At 70.2% G+C, this 16,229-nt stretch carries 19 protein-coding genes; 7 read left to right on the forward strand and 12 right to left on the reverse strand.

Annotation, left to right across the window (positions count from 1 at the left end; all coding sequences use genetic code 11):
• Positions 1–5 precede the first annotated feature (5 nt).
• On the reverse strand, positions 6–503 hold the full coding sequence (locus FHS07_RS14880) for a DUF427 domain-containing protein (protein ID WP_183420664.1): 498 nt from the start codon (positions 501–503) through the stop codon (positions 6–8).
• Positions 504–643: 140 nt separating this feature from the next.
• Here FHS07_RS14880 and FHS07_RS14885 point away from each other — a divergent pair, with 140 nt between their 5' ends.
• The 4 genes from FHS07_RS14885 (at position 644) to FHS07_RS14895 (ending at position 2,626) form a co-directional block, all read left to right on the forward strand.
• The gene (locus FHS07_RS14885) at positions 644–826 is read left to right on the forward strand and encodes a hypothetical protein (RefSeq protein WP_183420665.1); all 183 of its coding nucleotides are present in this window, start codon (positions 644–646) and stop codon (positions 824–826) included.
• Positions 823–957, forward strand: coding sequence for a hypothetical protein (locus FHS07_RS16725; RefSeq protein WP_281369423.1), 135 nt, complete (start codon positions 823–825; stop codon positions 955–957). Before FHS07_RS14885 ends, FHS07_RS16725 begins: the two co-directional genes overlap by 4 nt.
• A gap of 75 nt (positions 958–1,032) precedes the next feature.
• Positions 1,033–1,977, forward strand: a complete 945-nt coding sequence (locus FHS07_RS14890; RefSeq protein WP_183420666.1) for an aldo/keto reductase — start codon at positions 1,033–1,035, stop codon at positions 1,975–1,977.
• A gap of 91 nt (positions 1,978–2,068) precedes the next feature.
• The gene (locus FHS07_RS14895; protein ID WP_183420667.1) at positions 2,069–2,626 is read left to right on the forward strand and encodes a phosphorylase family protein; all 558 of its coding nucleotides are present in this window, start codon (positions 2,069–2,071) and stop codon (positions 2,624–2,626) included.
• Between the two features lie 81 nt (positions 2,627–2,707).
• On the opposite strand, the gene FHS07_RS14900 is transcribed toward FHS07_RS14895, so the two are convergent.
• The 7 genes from FHS07_RS14900 to FHS07_RS14930 all read right to left on the reverse strand — a co-directional run bounded on the left by FHS07_RS14900 (position 2,708) and on the right by FHS07_RS14930 (position 9,773).
• Positions 2,708–4,210, reverse strand: coding sequence for an MFS transporter (locus tag FHS07_RS14900; RefSeq protein ID WP_246383609.1), 1,503 nt, complete (start codon positions 4,208–4,210; stop codon positions 2,708–2,710).
• 83 nt (positions 4,211–4,293) lie between these two features.
• Positions 4,294–4,476, reverse strand: a complete 183-nt coding sequence (locus FHS07_RS14905; protein WP_183420668.1) for a hypothetical protein — start codon at positions 4,474–4,476, stop codon at positions 4,294–4,296.
• A gap of 34 nt (positions 4,477–4,510) precedes the next feature.
• The gene (locus tag FHS07_RS14910) at positions 4,511–7,528 is read right to left on the reverse strand and encodes an AAA family ATPase (protein WP_183420669.1); all 3,018 of its coding nucleotides are present in this window, start codon (positions 7,526–7,528) and stop codon (positions 4,511–4,513) included.
• Positions 7,525–8,679 (reverse strand): exonuclease SbcCD subunit D, encoded by a 1,155-nt coding sequence (locus tag FHS07_RS14915; RefSeq protein WP_183420670.1) that lies wholly within the window; start codon positions 8,677–8,679, stop codon positions 7,525–7,527. The genes FHS07_RS14910 and FHS07_RS14915 overlap by 4 nt, the downstream gene beginning before the upstream one ends.
• A gap of 172 nt (positions 8,680–8,851) precedes the next feature.
• On the reverse strand, positions 8,852–9,169 hold the full coding sequence (locus tag FHS07_RS14920; protein WP_183420671.1) for a hypothetical protein: 318 nt from the start codon (positions 9,167–9,169) through the stop codon (positions 8,852–8,854).
• Position 9,170: 1 nt separating this feature from the next.
• On the reverse strand, positions 9,171–9,380 hold the full coding sequence (locus FHS07_RS14925; protein ID WP_183420672.1) for a hypothetical protein: 210 nt from the start codon (positions 9,378–9,380) through the stop codon (positions 9,171–9,173).
• 93 nt (positions 9,381–9,473) lie between these two features.
• The gene (locus FHS07_RS14930; protein WP_183420673.1) at positions 9,474–9,773 is read right to left on the reverse strand and encodes a GNAT family N-acetyltransferase; all 300 of its coding nucleotides are present in this window, start codon (positions 9,771–9,773) and stop codon (positions 9,474–9,476) included.
• Between the two features lie 435 nt (positions 9,774–10,208).
• Here FHS07_RS14930 and FHS07_RS14935 point away from each other — a divergent pair, with 435 nt between their 5' ends.
• The 3 genes from FHS07_RS14935 (at position 10,209) to FHS07_RS14945 (ending at position 12,359) form a co-directional block, all read left to right on the forward strand.
• The gene (locus FHS07_RS14935) at positions 10,209–10,937 is read left to right on the forward strand and encodes a winged helix-turn-helix domain-containing protein (protein WP_183420674.1); all 729 of its coding nucleotides are present in this window, start codon (positions 10,209–10,211) and stop codon (positions 10,935–10,937) included.
• A 118-nt stretch (positions 10,938–11,055) separates the two neighbouring features.
• Positions 11,056–12,045 carry a DNA-3-methyladenine glycosylase family protein gene (locus tag FHS07_RS14940; RefSeq protein WP_183420675.1) on the forward strand — a complete coding sequence of 330 codons (990 nt, stop codon included), beginning with the start codon at positions 11,056–11,058 and terminating at the stop codon, positions 12,043–12,045.
• Between the two features lie 92 nt (positions 12,046–12,137).
• Positions 12,138–12,359: a hypothetical protein gene (locus FHS07_RS14945; protein WP_183420676.1), complete on the forward strand. Its 222-nt coding sequence runs from the start codon at positions 12,138–12,140 to the stop codon at positions 12,357–12,359.
• Between the two features lie 4 nt (positions 12,360–12,363).
• On the opposite strand, the gene FHS07_RS14950 is transcribed toward FHS07_RS14945, so the two are convergent.
• The 4 genes from FHS07_RS14950 to FHS07_RS14965 all read right to left on the reverse strand — a co-directional run bounded on the left by FHS07_RS14950 (position 12,364) and on the right by FHS07_RS14965 (position 16,185).
• Positions 12,364–13,122, reverse strand: coding sequence for an ATP-binding cassette domain-containing protein (locus tag FHS07_RS14950; RefSeq protein WP_183420677.1), 759 nt, complete (start codon positions 13,120–13,122; stop codon positions 12,364–12,366).
• A 31-nt stretch (positions 13,123–13,153) separates the two neighbouring features.
• Positions 13,154–14,164 (reverse strand): iron chelate uptake ABC transporter family permease subunit, encoded by a 1,011-nt coding sequence (locus FHS07_RS14955; protein WP_183420678.1) that lies wholly within the window; start codon positions 14,162–14,164, stop codon positions 13,154–13,156.
• Positions 14,157–15,113: an ABC transporter permease gene (locus tag FHS07_RS14960; RefSeq protein WP_183420679.1), complete on the reverse strand. Its 957-nt coding sequence runs from the start codon at positions 15,111–15,113 to the stop codon at positions 14,157–14,159. The genes FHS07_RS14955 and FHS07_RS14960 overlap by 8 nt, the downstream gene beginning before the upstream one ends.
• A gap of 103 nt (positions 15,114–15,216) precedes the next feature.
• Positions 15,217–16,185, reverse strand: a complete 969-nt coding sequence (locus FHS07_RS14965) for a siderophore ABC transporter substrate-binding protein (protein WP_183420680.1) — start codon at positions 16,183–16,185, stop codon at positions 15,217–15,219.
• Positions 16,186–16,229: the final 44 nt, after the last annotated feature.

Here is a 16,229-nt window from a genome sequence, read left to right on the forward strand (position 1 = left end):
CCGTCTTACCAGCCCATCGAGCCCGGGACGCCCTTGAAGGGCCCCGCGAGGTCGCTCGTCACCCATCCGCCGTAGAAGCCGCCGGGCTGCGCCTCGACCGTCTCTCCCCCGAGGATGACGGCATCCATGGGGCCGGCATACACGGCGACACGGTCGTGCAGCACCTCGTACCCGGGCATCGGGCGGGGGTAGTTCCACGCAGCCCGCTCGGCGACCACTCCACCGCCGCCGTGCACGTCGAAGTACCGGGCCGCCCCCTTGAACTCGCAGAACGACGCGCCCTGTCCGAGCGTCAGTGCGACGGCGAAGGCGGCGATGGGCACGTAATACACCGGCGGGTGGCTCGTCTCGAGCACGCGGACGACGTCGTCGGTATCGACGATGCGCGTGCCGCCGAAGTCGATCTGCACCCGCCGTCTCTCGCGCTCCACGCGCGGCGGGCGGGGGTAGCCCCACACAGATTCCTGGCCGGGACGAACGGGGTCGGGAACGGGGCGCGCCATGCACCTACGCTACGCCGGGTCGGCGCCGCGGGGGTCGCCCGCTTCGTCATGAAAGGCGGATCACCTGGGGATGACCGCACGGGGGCCTCATGCGTATTCGATAACCTGGGGCGGAAGGGGGCACCGTGAACGAGCAGAGGATGACGACGGACAGTCGTCGATACCGCGTCTACCAGATCATCGGCATCGTGGTGGCCGTGTTGTTCCTGTCCCTCGGTGTCGCTGCTTTCCTAACGGGCGGCGGCCCCATCATCGCCGCCATCGCCGTCATTGGAGGTCTCGCCGTGCTGATCGTCTCAATCGTGATGATGGTGCGCACGTGAGCGCCCCGGGTGAAGACGGCGGCAAGAAGAAGTACCCGGCCGGAACGGTCGTCATCTGGATCGCCGGGGCCGGCATCGGGTTGTGGCTGCTGATCAGCGGACTCGTCGGCATCCTCTCCGGCGGGAGCTGACCCGGCGCCTCCGGGAATGCCATCGGGCGAGGGTCGTTGACACCAAGGTCACTGACCCCCTTCCGAAAGGACATCATGACGCGCATCGGACGCAGCGACCTCGACATCTTCCCCCTCTCGCTCGGCGGCAACGTCTTCGGCTGGACGGCCGATCGCGACACATCGTTCGCGGTCCTCGACGCCTTCCGCGACGGGGGCGGCAACTTCATCGACACCGCAGACGGCTACAGCGCCTGGGTCCCCGGCAACTCAGGCGGCGAGAGCGAGACCCTGATCGGTGAGTGGCTGTCTGCACGTAAGCCCTCCGACGTCGTCGTCGCGACGAAGGTGAGCACGCACCCCGACTTCCGTGGACTGTCCGCAGCGAACGTGCGAGCCGCCGCCGAGGCGTCGCTGAAGCGTCTGGGGGTTGAGACGATCGACCTGTACTACGCCCACTTCGATGACGCCGAGACTCCCCTGGAAGAGACCGTCACCGCCTTCGCCGATCTCGTCCGCGACGGGCTCGTGCGATACGTGGCCGTCTCGAACTACACCGCCGACCGCATCCGCGAATGGGTGTCGCTGGCCGAGGCCGCGGGCGCAGATCTTCCCGTCGCTGTGCAGCCGCATTACAACCTCGTGCACCGCACCGAGATCGAGCGGGAGATCGTGCCCGTCGCCCAGCAGTACAACATGTCGCTCGTGCCGTACTACGCGTTGGCGAGCGGATTCCTCACCGGCAAATACCGTTCGACGGATGCCGCGGGCGACTCGCCCCGAGCCGGGGGCGCCGCGAAGCTCGCCACCCCCGCGGGCCTCGCCCTGATCGACGAGCTCGAGGACGTCGGCGCCGCTCACGGCGCATCCATCGCCGCGACCGCACTGGCGTGGTTGCGTGCCCAGCCGACCGTGGCCGCGCCCATCGCGAGCGCATCCAAGGTCGAGCAGGTCGCGGATCTGCTGGCCAGCGCGTCCCTGCAGCTGTCGTCGGACGAGATCGACCGACTGTCGAAGGCGTCGGATCCGGCCCAGGCATGACGGTGCGGATCGGGCGCCGCTCCGGTGCCCGATCCGCCGGTCCGGCCCGAGACGGTGCGGGTTATCGTTGCCGGCAGGCGAGAATAGAGGGGTGAAGCTCCTCGTCGCCGCCCACGCGTCCGAACTCACCGCCTTCGAGGCGGACATCCCCGGTTTCGACGTCCTGCTCACCGGGGTGGGCAAGATCCCGGCCGCCTTCGCCCTCACCCGCGCACTGTGCCAAGGCGAGTACGACGAGATCGTCGTCGTCGGTACCGCCGGCGCGATCGACGACGCGGTCGAAGGCGGCATCTACGACATCGCCGCCGCCATCCAGCATGATGTGAAGGGGCTGGACGGCACCTTCGGCGAACACGTCTCCCTGCCGCCGCGCGTCGACACCGGTCACGACGGCCTCATCATCGCCACCGGCGACCACTTCGTCGACGATGCCGAGACCGTCGCCCTCATCCGCGGGCTCGGGGCCCGCCTCGTCGACATGGAGTCGTACGCGCTCATTTGGGTCGCGCAGCAGTTCGGCGTGCCCATCCGCGTTCTTCGTGCCGTCTCGGACCGCGCGCAGGACGGCGCCACCGAAGTATGGGATGTCGTGGTCGAGCGCTGCAGTCACCAGTTGCGCGCCGAACTGCGCACCCGCTACGGCGTCTGACCACGGGTTCACCACCTCGTCCGACCCCGCTCGACCGCAGCCCCGAGCAGCTCGCGCCGAGTACCGCTGCGCCGCCCGCGGTCAGGGGGTCTGCGACCCCGACTTCGCGCGCTTCGCCAGGTCGGCCACGCTCACGATGAGCGCGAGACCCAGGAAGACGCCGACGGTGATCATGCCGGACGCGTAGGCGTCGTGATAGAGCACGACCGTGTCATCCACCGTGTCCTGTTCGCGGTAGACGGTGGCGTAGAACAGCGCCAGGGCGATCGCCGTGCCGACGGCGGTGCCGATGCGTTGGCCGAGCTGACCGACGGAGCCGGCGACGCCGCCGCTGCGCACCGGGATGTCGGCGAGCGTGAGGGTCTGATTCGGCGAGATCACCAGCCCTCCCGCGAAGCCGCCGAACGTCATCACGGCAGCCATGGCCCACGGTGTCCATTCGGGAGCCGTGAACAACGCCACGAGCACGAGGCCCCCGGCGGTGGCGACCATGCCCAGGATCCCCCACAGCACGAGCGGGCGGCCGAGGCGGGTGACGAGGTTGCCGCCGATCCACGAGCTCCACGCCGAGGCGACCGCGAACCCGATCGTCACCATGCCGGCGAAGACCGGTTCGAGACCGAGACCGCCCTGAAGGAACAGCGTCCCCAGCAGGAACATCGCCGGTATCGCGGAGAAGTACGCCGTCGAGATGAGGACGCCGTTGCGGTACGACGCCAGCGAGAAGATCGAGAACGGCATGAGCGGCATCCGGCCCCGCTCCGCGTAGCGGCGCTCCCAGAACACGAAGACCGCAGCGAAGACCGCGGACGCCACCAGCAACCACCAGCGGTTCGGATTGTCACCAGGGCTGCCGGTCGTAAACAGGAACGGCCACATCAGCGCGAGGATCGTCGCCGCGAAGAGCACGATGCCCACCGGATCGAGATCGAGACGGCGATGCGACTTCGTTCGGGTGTCGGGGAGGAGCCAGGCGGCCAGAACGATGACGATGGCGACGAGGGGGATATTGATCCAGAAGATCAGACGCCATCCGTCGGTCTCTCCTCCCAGGGCGATGAGGAGACCGCCCAGGGTCGGTCCGAACGCCGTGGCGATGCCGATCGTCGCACCGAACAGACCGAAGGCGCGCCCGCGTTCTTTGCCCTGGAACAGCTGCTGCACCAAACCCAGCACCTGCGGCATCTGGATGCCCGCCGCCACGCCCTGCAGGAGGCGGGCGACCAGCAGCACGGTGGTGTTCGGTGCGAGGGCGCACGCCAGGCTCGTCACCAGGAACAGCGAGAGGCCGACGAGGAACAGCACGCGGCGCGATCGCAGGTCTCCCAGCCGCCCGGCCGGCACGAGCACCAAGCCGAACGTCAGGATGTATCCCGAGACGACGAGCTGCAGCTCGGTGGGCCCCGCGTTCAGCGCCGCCTCGATCGAGGGCAGCGCGACGTTGACCTTCGTCAAGTCGAGGATGGTCAGCGCCGCCACCGCGACGGCCACCCAGTATGCCCGCCACCGGTGCCGCGGCGACAGGTCGATGTCGCGTGTGATGGGCGCGGATTGTTTCGAGGAGGTGGGGGAATGATCAGACATCGTGAGGGAGGCTACTCCGGGCTTCCGACATCGCCTCCGGGCTTGCGCGTTCCGCGTCGCACCCCGTGGGCTGCCGCCCCGGGTCAGTCCACCTCGCGGCGGGCGAACACCGCACGCAGCACGAAGAAGACGATCAGCGCCACGATGGCCACCGCGATCAGCCGGAAGGCGAAGGCGATGAGTGAGAACAGGATGTTGACCAGCACCCACGCGATGATCACAGCGACGACGACCCCGACGATGGTCCACAGTGTGCTCTTTCGCATGCGACGAGCCTAGACGCGATGCCCCGGCCGGGCGTCAGGCGCGGGCGAGTACGACGTCTTGATGGATCACGCTCGGACCCCGCGGGGTCGCGGTGACGTGCAACTGCGCCGGCAGCTGGTCTCTCATCGAGGCCACGTGACTGATGACCCCCACCGTGCGGCCACCCTGTCGCAACTCGTCGAGTGTGCGCATGGCGAGGTCGAGGGTGTCGTCGTCGAGCGAACCGAAACCTTCGTCGATGAACAGCGTGTCGAGACGGAGTCCTCCGGCGCGGGCGGTGACGACCTCGGCCAGCCCGAGGGCGAGGGCGAGAGATGTGAGGAAGGTCTCACCGCCGGACAGCGACTGCGGCGGACGGCACTGACCGGTGAAGGCGTCCATGATCTCGAGGCCGAGGCCGCTGGAGGCGCCCCGGGCGGCGAGTGCGTCGGTGTGCTGCAGGCGATAGCGTCCGGCTGACATGTGCTCGAGGCGCAGATTGGCCGCGGTCACGATCTCTTCGAGCTCGGCTGCGAGAACGAACGTCTCGAGCGTCATTCGGCGCGTGTTGGGCGCCCGCCCGGCGACAGTGTCGGCCAGGCGGGCGACGACGGCGTGCTCGTCTGCCAGGCTCGCCACCGCGGCGTGGCCGGCGTCGGCGCGCTGAGCGAGGGATCGCAGCCGGTCGGCGCGCGCGCGAGCGCCTGCGTGGGAGGCGGCGATCATCTGTACGGCTTCGCGAGCCGACGCCACCTCGGCGATGGAGGGCGCCAGGTCGATCGGTTCGTCTCCGGCGTCGACGAGCAGGAGCTCGAGATCGAACAGTCGCTGCCGCGTCGCGGTGAGCGCGGCGTCGTACTCGGCCGCGGCGGTGTCGAGGCGCCGACGGTGCGCGGCCGACCGCAGAGCCGCGGTGACCGCGGCGACGTCGTCGAAGGGACTCTCGGCGACCAGAGCGGCGACGGCACTGTCGGCGTCGCGTCGAGTGTCACGCGCGGCGGCGGCTGCGGCCCGCGCCGCGATGAGTTCGCGTACCGCGTCTCGCCGCTTGTGAAGATCGTCCTGCCGGGCGGCGACCGTGTCGAAACCGCCGCGCGCGGCGTCGACCTCGCCACCGAGCGCTTCGGCACGCTGTTGCGCGAGGGCGAGGTCTTGCCGTGCGATGGCGAGCTCCGCCCCCAGGGTGTCGAGTCGACGGGTGATGGCCGCGTCGAGGTCGGCCGCGCGGGTGCGGTCGCCCCGGACCCGCTCGTACTCGTCGACGTCGGCCGTCGCGGTGACCAGGGCGTCGTCGGCCGTGGCGAGGCGCGCCCTCAGGACCTCGATGCTCTCACCGCCGGCGAGGGCCGCGGCGAGGGCGTGCGCATCACGGGCGACGCGCGCGGCGTCGGAGGCGAGCCGGTCGCCCTCGACGGCGGCGTTCTTGCGATCCTCCGCGGCGGCGAGGTCGGCATCGCTCACGGGGTCCTCGGAGCCGCGAGCGGGCTGCGGGTGCTCGCGCGCCCCGCACACCGCGCAGGGCTCGCCGTCGACCAGCTCGTGCGCCAGTTCGACTGCGGCCCCGGACAGTCGGCGGCGCAGGAGCGTCGTCCACGCGTCGATCGCCCGCTGCAGGTCGTCGGCCCGCACCAGCGAGGCGAGGTCGGCTTGGTCGCGCTGATCGAGCAGGCGGGCCGCCTCGCGAGCGGCGTCGAGACGACGGGACGTCTCGTCGCGAAGCGCGAGGGCGGCGTCACGTCGTGCATCGGCACCGGCCAGCTCGGCGAGGCGGTCGTCGAGGGCGCGAAGCAGGTCGGGAACCTCGAGGCGTTCGACGGCGAGCTTCTGCCGCTCGACGTCGACGGCATCGACGCGCGCCTGGAGGCGGTTCACGTCGCGGTCGAGATCGGTGAGTTCTCGCTCGACCTTCAGGGCGGCCTCGCCGCGCGACAGGAATGCGGTGAGCACGTCGTCGCGGGAACGCGGGTCGGCGTCGTCGGCGAGCACCTCGTCGACGGCGCGAACCCCGGCGTCGGCGTCGATGAGTCTCTCATCGGCGAGGCCGTACGCACGGCGGGCGGCCTCGGCGGTCTCGATTGCAGGGCGTAGCTCGTCGGCGTCGGCAGCGGCCGCGGCTTCACGGCGGATGGCGGCGATCGCGTCGGCGTCGGCCTCGAGGACCGCGAGCCTCTCGCGCTCGCCGAGCCGGTCGCGCTGCCGCTCGGCCAGCGAACGGGCCTCGCGCTCAGCGAGCAGAGCGGCGTCGAGTCGGGCGTCGACGACCTGGTTCTCACGCGCGAGGGTGTCGACTCGATAGTCGGCGCGCTCGACCGCGCGGACGACCAGCGCGAGCCGCTCGGAAACGGAGCGCCCAGCTTCCTCATCGTCGCCCGGGATCGAACTGTCGGGCTCTCGCTCGTCGAGCTCGTGGACCAGGCGCTCGGCCTCGTCGAGAAGGGTCGCCACCTCGACGCCCTCGGCGGCGAGACGCTCGCTCGCGCGCTTACGACGTTCGTCGAGGTCGGCGGCGTACTGCTCGAAGGACCGTGTGCCGAACAGGGTGCGCAGCAGGGTCAGCCGCTCGTCGTTCTTGGCGAGGAGGAAGCGTGCGAAGCGGTTCTGCGCCAGCAGGATGACCTGCAGGAACTGCTGCTGGGTGAGCCCGAGGATCTCGTCGAGGCGAGCCGCCACGTCGACCGGCCGCGCGGCGACCCCCGTCCAGCCCTCGGGTGCGAGTACTTCGAGCAGGGCGCGGTGCGGCTCTCTGGTCGTGCCGCCGCCCCGGCGCTTGGGCCGTTCGAACTCCGGCGATCGCGTGACGCGCCAGCGTTCGCCCTCGGCGCTGAACTCCAGCGTGACGCGCGTGGTGTCGTCGGGGTCGCAGTGATCGCTCCGCAGGCGCCGCTCCGCTCCGTCGTAGCGGGGAACGCCGCCGTAGAGGGCATAGCAGACACCGTCGAGCACGCTGGACTTGCCCGCCCCGGTGCGGCCGGTGATGAGGAAGATGCCGTCGTCTGCGAAGGCGTCGAAATCGACCTCTTGCGCCTCGAGGAACGGGCCGAACCCCTCGAGTTCGAGCCGGTGCAGCTTCATGCGCGCACCTCGGCCACCGTGCGGGCGGCGAGCACATCGCGGATGAGTTCGCGCTCGACCGCCGAAGCACCCTCGCCCTCGCGCACGTGCGCGAGGAACGCGTCGATCACCTCGGCGTCGTCTCGGGCCGCGCGCACGCGCCGCGCGTAGCCCGCGCCGTCATCGGCCGACGACGCGGACGGCAGGTGCACGACGGTCGCACACCACGGGAAGCGCGCCTGCAGACGACGCATCGGGTCGGGCTGGGGGGTGGGGTCGGTGTACTCCGCGCGCACCCACTGCCGGCTGTGATCGGCGAAGCGCTCATCGGTGAGCAGGTCGTCGAGCGGGCCCCGCAGGGTGACGAGCGGACGCGGCACCGGAAGGTCGAGCCACCGCACCGACGACAAGCCGGCCGCATCGAGCTCGACGAGCCACGACCCGCGCGGCTTGCCCGCTTCGCCGAAGCTGTAGTGCAGCGGCGCCCCCGCGTACCGCACGCGCTGGGACAGCTGCTGACGGCCATGGATGTGACCGAGGGCGACGTAATCGGGGCCATCGAACGCCGACAGCGGAACGACGTCGAGTCCGCCCTGCCGGATCTCGCGCTCGACGCCGGGCGTCGACTCGACACCGGCGGCGAAGCAGTGCGCCGCGACGATCGAGCGGCCCCCGCGCGCGGCCGCGTCGGCGCGCACGAGATCGAGGGCGTGGGTCATGGTCTGCGCCTGGCTTCGCAACTCGACTCCCGACCACAGGTGCCGCACGATGGCCGGCTCCAGGTAGGGGATGCCGTAGACGTGCACGGGACCGTGGTCATCGGCGAAGGTCACCGGCGTGCCGACCGCTGAGGGGTCTGTCAGGACCGTGATGTCGTCGCGGAGCAGGGCGGATTGGAAACCCAGACGGGCCGCGGAGTCGTGGTTGCCGCTGGTCACCACCACCCGGGCACCGGCGTCTGCGAGGGCGGCGAGGGTGCGCGAGAGCAGGGGGTAGCAGGCTGCCGACGGCGCGGCGGAATCGAAGACGTCGCCCGCCACGATGACCAGGTCGACCGCGTTCTCGCGCACCTGCTCGACCAACACGTCGAGCACGCCGGTCAGCGCGTCGAGGGTGGAGTGCCCGTGGAACGAGCGCCCGATGTGCCAGTCGGAGGTGTGCAGGATGCGCATGGATCCACGGTACGTCGCACCTCCGACATCGGCTCGCAGCAAACGCGCGGGCTCCCGCGCACCGGGCGCCGCACCCGCGTCGATCCCGGCACCGAGCGAGCGTACGGGCCCCGCGCGACCGCCGGACGCCCCGCCCCGCCTCACTGGCGGCGCGGGGCGTCTGCGGGGGTGATCAGCCGCCGGCGACCTCGGCCGCGAGGGCGCGGATGCGGTCGTCGCCGAGGTCGAGCCCGACCTCGGCGAATCGCTGGCGAAGCACGTCGGCGATGCGTTCCTCGCTCTTGTCGCCGACGTCGGCGCGGGTCTGGACGATCACTCCGCGGATGCGCGCCTCGTCGTCGGTGGGGTGCATGTCCATCGCCGGTTCGGACTGCTCACCCGGCTGCGGGGTCTTGCGGTCGCGGTGGACGGCGCCGCCGACCGAGTCGGCCGCGTCAGCACCTCCGTCGGGACCGGAGCTGGGCTCGGGGGCTCGGGTTGCATCCGACATGTCAGTCCTCCGTCGTCAGGTCGGGGTCGATGCCCTGGCTTGCGGCATCGCCCTCGATGGGGTCCGAGGGTGCGGCGTCGTTCAGGCGCGGAGATCCCTTGGCTTGGTCGTTTCGCTCGGCGGTTTCCCCGTCGGCTACAGCGCTGCTCTCCCACCCCCCGGGCGGGTCGGCGTCGATGACACCCTCGGGCAGATCGCGGTCGTCGTTCATGACTTCCCCTTTCGAGGTCTTCAGCTTCGTCGCGTCGGACGAACGACGGGCAGGGGTTGACGTCCGCGCACGCGCGCGTAAGCGATCAGACGTTCACGACGCCGGGCGCTGGTGCAGGATGCCGGCGCGTTCGGGGTGGGCGTCGAACCACTCCCCCACGTACCAGCACACCGGGATGACCTCGCGGTCACCGGCCCTGTCGATCGCGTCGACGGCGCGCTCGGTGACGATGGCGGCGTAGCCGTGTCCTCGAAACGTGGGAATCGTGAAGGCGCGGGTGAGGGCGATCGTGCGCCCGTCGTCGCGATAGTCGAGGACGGAGACGAGGTCGTCGCCGCGATGGAGGGTGAATCGGGACGCCGTCTTGTCGTCGGCGAAATGCAGATCGGACATGCGGAGAGGGTACGCCGGTCCTCGCCGCTGACGACGGGATGACACAGAATGCACGGCGGCACCGCAGGTTCACGGGCGGTGACTGAGCAGAATGCGCCAGACCTGGACCGTGGTCATGATTTGACCTGATCGGACGCCGTGGGTAATAATGCCGCCATGACTGACTTCGCGCGTCCTCTGTCCGCCCGGGAGGCGAACAGGACTGCCGGCATGATGATGCCCGGCCGCGCTGTCATGTGCTGTCGAATGTGCCGCTGACCGCGACCCTCGCCCGGACGACCTCTTGCTTCTGAACGCCGACGTCGTCCCCCGGTCGCCTGAGTTGCGCGTCGATCACGCGTACCCCGGCACCGCGCTCCGGCCCCTCGGCCCTCACCTCCCGACGAACCCCGCTCACGATGACGCCCGGGTTCACGCACCCAAGGATTCTTCCCCATGTCGCTCTCCGCAGTCCTCGACCGTCCCGTGACCGCCTCTGCCCACCCCGCCGCCGGTACGGCGTCCACCCCTCCGCCCGCCGCTCCCGAGGCCGCCGCCCCCGCGCCCGCACGCGCCGCCGCCTCCACCGCGCCCCGCGGGTTCGCGCTGTACGTCGGCATCGATGAAGAGAAGGCCGCCGCGGCCGGTGTGAGCCTGGGAACACTCGTCGAGGCGCTCCGCCGCACGCTCGGCGAGCTCGCCCCCGCCGCCGAGACCTACGCCACCGTCGCCCTGGCGCCGGTGGGATCGGGCGGTCGCGACGTGGACGTCGTGCGCCTCGCTCTGCACGAGCCGTCTGCCGTCGCCCGCACCAAAGACGAGCCCGCCGAGGAGGACCGCGCCGCCGGCGGTGTCGTCGTCGACATCTCGCGCAAGCGCGTGCTCATCGACGGGGAATCCGCCGCCTTCACGTTCAAAGAGTTCGAGTTGCTGCAGTACCTCGTGCTGCGCGAGGGGCGCACGATCGAGCGCACGGAGCTCGTGTCGTCGTTGTGGGAGGGCTCCACCGACGACGACGCCCCCGGAGAGCGCACCATCGACGTGCACGTTCGACGCCTCCGCGCGAAGCTCGGCGCCTACGAGGACATCGTCCGCACCGTGCGCGGCGTCGGCTACCGCTTCGACCGTCACGCAGACGTCTCGATCCGCTACGGTCACGGCACCCCTTCGCCCGACCGTTTCTGATCGCATCGCGCAGGCCTTCCTCTGCACACCGCGCAGGCGACCGGGGGGCGGCGACGCGGATTTCGGCCACGCAGAACCCGGATGCCGCGATGTCGGCGGTCCGACGTAAGGTGTCGCCATGAGATCGACCGGGGTCCGCACGCGCCAGGCGTCGCACGATCTCGTTGCGCCGGTCGAACGCCCTCTCGAGTCGGACTACCGACCCGCCCGACCCGTCGACATCGGGCGCGCCGTGTCGGCGCAACGCCACGGCACCAACGACCCCACCTTTCTCGCGACGGCTCCCCTCGGGGCGGGCGGTGTCGTCTGGCGTGTGAGCCGCACACCGCTGGGCGTCGCCACCCTCGCGCTCCGCCAACGGGTCGGCGGGAGCGTTCGCGCAGCCGCCTGGGGCCCCGGTGCACCCTGGGCTCTCGACCAGCTACCCGCACTGTGCGGCGCGCACGACGATCCCGACGGGTTCGACGCGTCGCGGCATCCGTCGGTCGCCGAGTGGCACCGTCGTCACCCCGACCTGCGCATCGGTCGCACCGACCTCGTCTTCGACGCCCTCGTCAGCGCCATCATGGAGCAGAAGGTCACGAGCATGCAGGCGTTCTCGGCCTGGCGCAGCATCGTCACCTGGTACGGCGAGCGCGCGCCGGGGCCTACGCCCCGTCCGATGTTCGCCCCGCCCGACATCGACGGGTGGCGCCATGTGCCGTCGTGGGCGTGGCATCGTGCCGGACTCGAGCCTCCGCAGTCGCGCACCATCGTCGAGAGTGCGCGTCGCGGCACAGCGATCGTCCGTGCCGCGACCGCGGCCGCCGACGGCGAGAGTCGCGATCGCGTCTTCATCAGCCTTCGCGGCGTGGGCATCTGGACGAGCGCCGAGACCCGCATCCGCGCTTTCGGTGATCCGGATGCCGTGAGCACGGGCGACTACCACCTCGCCCACCAGGTCGGTTTCGCTCTGACGGGCCACCGCACCGACGACGACGGCATGCTCGAGCTGCTCGAACCGTTCGCCGGCCACCGTCAGCGGGTGATCCGACTCATCTACGTCGGGTCGTCGCTCGAGCCGCGCCGCGGACCGCGACTCAGTCCCGAAGACCACCGCGACCGCTGACCCGTCGCTGCATGGGTGCGCCGCGACACGTGACGTGGACGGGACGCGGCGCACGCCGGACCGGTGGGGGGTCGCGCCGTAGGCTGGGGCGCATGACGCAGACGGGAACCGGTTGGCCGCGCGGACGCCCCTACTGGGTGCTGGGCAGCGTGCTCCTGTTCGGGCTGGGCATCCTGTTCGGCCTGGTGTGGCAGAACGTGTGGCTGGGCGTCGTCATCGCCGCGGCGGTGTCGGTCGGGTGGCTCATCGCCTACGAATCCAGCCGCGGCCGCAACGTCGGTGTGAACGACGAAGACAACGGCATCCAGCTCTGAGATCTCACCGGTAGTAGACCGCCAGCGGGTACGGCCCGTCGCGGCGCACCTGGACAGGCGTGCCGAACACCTCCTCGAGGGTCGACGACGTCATGAGGTCGTCCGGCGTCCCGACGTGCACGATCCGCCCCTCGGAGAGGGCGACGATGCGATCGGCGTAGGCAGCCGCGAAGTTGATGTCGTGCACCACGACGACGATCGTCTTGCCGAGTTCGTCGGCTGCGCGACGGAGCTGGCCCATCATCGCCACCGCGTGCTTCATGTCGAGGTTGTTCAGCGGCTCGTCGAGCAGGATGTAGTCGGTGTCCTGCGCGAGCACCATGGCCACGTACGCGCGCTGGCGCTGCCCGCCCGAGAGCTGGTCGAGGTAGCGCCCCGACAGCTCGGTCATGTCGAGGAAAGCGATGGCCTCGTCGATCTTCGAGTGATCGTCGGCGGTCAGACGCCCCTGCGAGTGGGGGAAGCGCCCGAAGCCGACGAGCTCGCGCACGGTCAGGCGCGTGACGAAGTGATTCTCTTGCCGCAGGATCGACACGATCTTGGCGAGCGCCTTTCCGGGCGTGGCCGTCACGTCATGGCCTGCGACGGTGACGCGGCCGCCGGTGGCCGTCGTCAGGCGCCCGACGATCGTCAGCAGGGTCGATTTGCCCGCGCCGTTCGGACCCACCAGGGCGGTGACTCCCCCCGCGGGGATGTCGAGGGTCACGGGACCGAGCACGGTCATGTCGCCATAGGTCATGGTGACGTCGGTGAGCGAGATCACGGGACGCGCCGTCCCGGTGAGCGGGTGAGCATCAGAGACTCCCCTTCCGGAGGAGATAGACGAGGAAGAACACGCCGCCGACGAACTCGATGATGATCGAGAGCATGCCGGCCGCGTAGAAAACGTGCCGCAGGACGAAGTACCCGCCCAGCAGCGTGGCCATGCCCAGCAACACGGCGAAGGGCAACACCACGCGATGCTGCGACGACCCCGAGAGCTGGTAAGCGAGGGTGGCGACGATGAAGCCGAAGAACGTCATCGGCCCGACCATGGTGGTCGACACCGAGATCAGCACGGCCACGAGCACGAGCATCCCGATCACCTCGCGCCGATAGGACAGCCCCAGATTGACGGAGGCCTCACGGCCGAGCGCGAGCACGTCCAGGCGGTGCCGCGTGCGCCAGACGAGAGCGAGCACCGCGGCGACCACCAGCGCCGCCCACGGGAGGTACTCGGCATCCGAGTTCGAGAGGTTGCCGAACAGGCGGGCCGAGAGGATGTCGAAGTCGCTCGGGGTGAGCAGCCGCTGCATGACGGTCGACAGCGAGCCGAACCCCACGCCCAGCACGACCCCCACCAACAGCATGATGTGGAGGTTCCCGCGGCGGCCGGCGAAGAGCCAGCCGTACAGCAGCGTCGCGAAGCCCACCATCAGCACGCTCTGTACGGCGACCTTCAGCAGCCCGTCGGTCGCCGACAGGGCGGCGCTGCCGAAGAAGAACACCATCGCGGTCTGCATCACGACGTACAGCGCGTCGAAGCCCATGATCGACGGGGTCAGGATGCGATTCGCCGTCGCCGTATGGAACAGCACCGTCGCGACCGCCTGGCAGCAGGCGACGAGGGCGATCGTCGCGACGCTCACCACGCGCAGGTTCACCGCCAGCCAGAAGGCCCGCGAGCCGGGCTCCCCCGGGACGTTCCACGTCAGCACGCCGGTTGCGGCGACCGCCACGATCAGGATCAGGACGCCGAAGCGCAGGGCGATCCGCGGACGGCGGGCCGCGAGAGCCGGGGCCGACCGGGTCAGGGTGTCAGCCACGGGCGCGCATCCTCAGCAGAAGGGTGATGAACACCGCGGAGCCGACGACCCCGAGGATCATCGAGACGGGGACCTCGAACGGCATCCGGATGACGCGTCCGACGATGTCGCAGACGACGACGATCGCCACGCCCCCGACGCACACCCAGGGCAGGTTCGCGCGGGCGTTGTCGCCGCGCCACATCGATACGAGGTTCGGCACCACCAGACCCAGGAACGGCAGGAAGCCGACGACGACGGTGGTGACGCCGGTGGCGACCGCGACGAGCCCCGTACCGATGAGCAGGACGCGGGTGTGGTCGAGGCCGACCGAGGTGGCGATGTCGCGACCCAGACCGGCGACGGTGATGCGGTCGGCGTAGAGGAACACCAGCAGCACCACGATCGCGACGACCCAGAGCACTTCGTAGCGTCCGCGGACGATGGAGGTGAAGCTGCCCATGAACCACGTGCCGAGCATCTGCAGCGAGTTCGTCGACACCGCCAGATAGGTCGTGAAGGCCGAGACCACCGCCCCGAGCATGATGCCGATGAGCGGCACGACGAGCGAGGAGCGCAGGGAGATGCGCTGCAGGATGCCGATGAAGATCATGGTCCCGACGAAGGCGGCGAGGGATGCCACGATCATCCGGACGGGGAGGGGCGAGGCCGGTGCGATCAGCACCGTGACGAGCAGGCCGAGCGCCGCCCACTCGGACGTTCCCGTGGTGGAGGGCTCGACGAAACGGTTCTGCGTGAGCAGCTGCATGATGAGGCCCGAGACGGCCATCGCACAGCCGGCGAGGACGAGCGCGAGAGTGCGGGGCACGCGCGAGATCCAGAACATCTCGCCCCCGAAGTCGTCGGCGGTCAGATCGTAGGCGCCGACGAACAGCGACACGACGACGAGCGCGGCGACCCCGGCGATCGCCGCGGGCAGTGCGAGAGGTCGAAGGGTGGTCGAGGTCATGGCATCCCTCCCTCCTCACCGCGCGTGAGGGGTCGTTCCTCGTCGCCTAGGAGCGGCCCGGGCGACGAAACCCGACCCCTCACGCGAGCGGGCCGGGGGCGGGTCAGGAGGCGAATGCCTCGGCGGCGGAGCGGTAGAGCGTCGTGTACGCCTGGATGCCCTCATCGAGGTAGAAGCTGCCGTCGAGGTAGACGATCTGCCCCTTCTGCACGGCGGGGACGTTCTTCAGCGCTTCGGCGTTCTCGACGAGCTCCTTGGCTGAGACGTAGCCGTCCTCGCCGAACATCGCGTCGCGGTCGAGGACGAAGAGCCACTCGGGGTTCGCCGCGGCGATCGCCTCGACGCTGATGTCGTCGCCGTGCGAGGCGTCTTCGGCGGACCGCTCCAGGGCGGGGGTGAGCCCCAGGGTGGGGAAGAGCACACCGACACCACGACCCTCACCGGGAGCGGCGTACGCGATCTTGCCGCCCGAGGTGATGAGACCCATGACGCTCTGGGACGGGTCGTAGGCCGCCTTGGCCTCGGCGATCGCGTCATCGAGGTCGGCCGAGAGCTGCGCCGCCTCGTCGTTCTTGTCGAAGACCTGACCCAGGATCGTGGTCTGGCGTTTCAGCTCCGAGGCGTGGTCCTCACCGTCGCGGGGGCTGGTTTCGATGGTCGCCGGCTGGATCTCCTTCAGCTGGTCGTAGATGTCGCGGAACCGGTAACCGCCGACGATGAGATCGGGCTCCGCGGCGAGGATGTTCTCGATGTCGGGCTCGCGGTGCAGGCCCGCGTCGAGCACCTCGTCGCCACCCGAGAGCGAGGGCCAGAGGTCGTACATGAGGGGCTTCGGGGCGGCGACCAGGGTCACACCCCATTCGCTGAGCGTCTCGAAGGTCGTGTTGTCGAGGGCGACGACGCGCTCGGGCGCCACCGGGACCTCGATCGAGCCGTGGTTGTCTTCGACCGTCACGGTGGTCGCGGCGGCGGCGTCATCTGCGGGCGCAGCGGCTCCCGAGGAGCAGCCGACGAGGGCGAGAGCGGCCACCAGGGATGCGGCGGCGAGGGGACGGAACAGGCGGGGCGTCATGCGAATCTCTCCAGTGCTGTGTGTGGGTCGAACCGCTACCTGCG

The sequence above is a fragment of the Microbacterium proteolyticum genome, from assembly GCF_014192415.1.
Classification (GTDB): Bacteria; Actinomycetota; Actinomycetes; order Actinomycetales; family Microbacteriaceae; genus Microbacterium; species Microbacterium proteolyticum.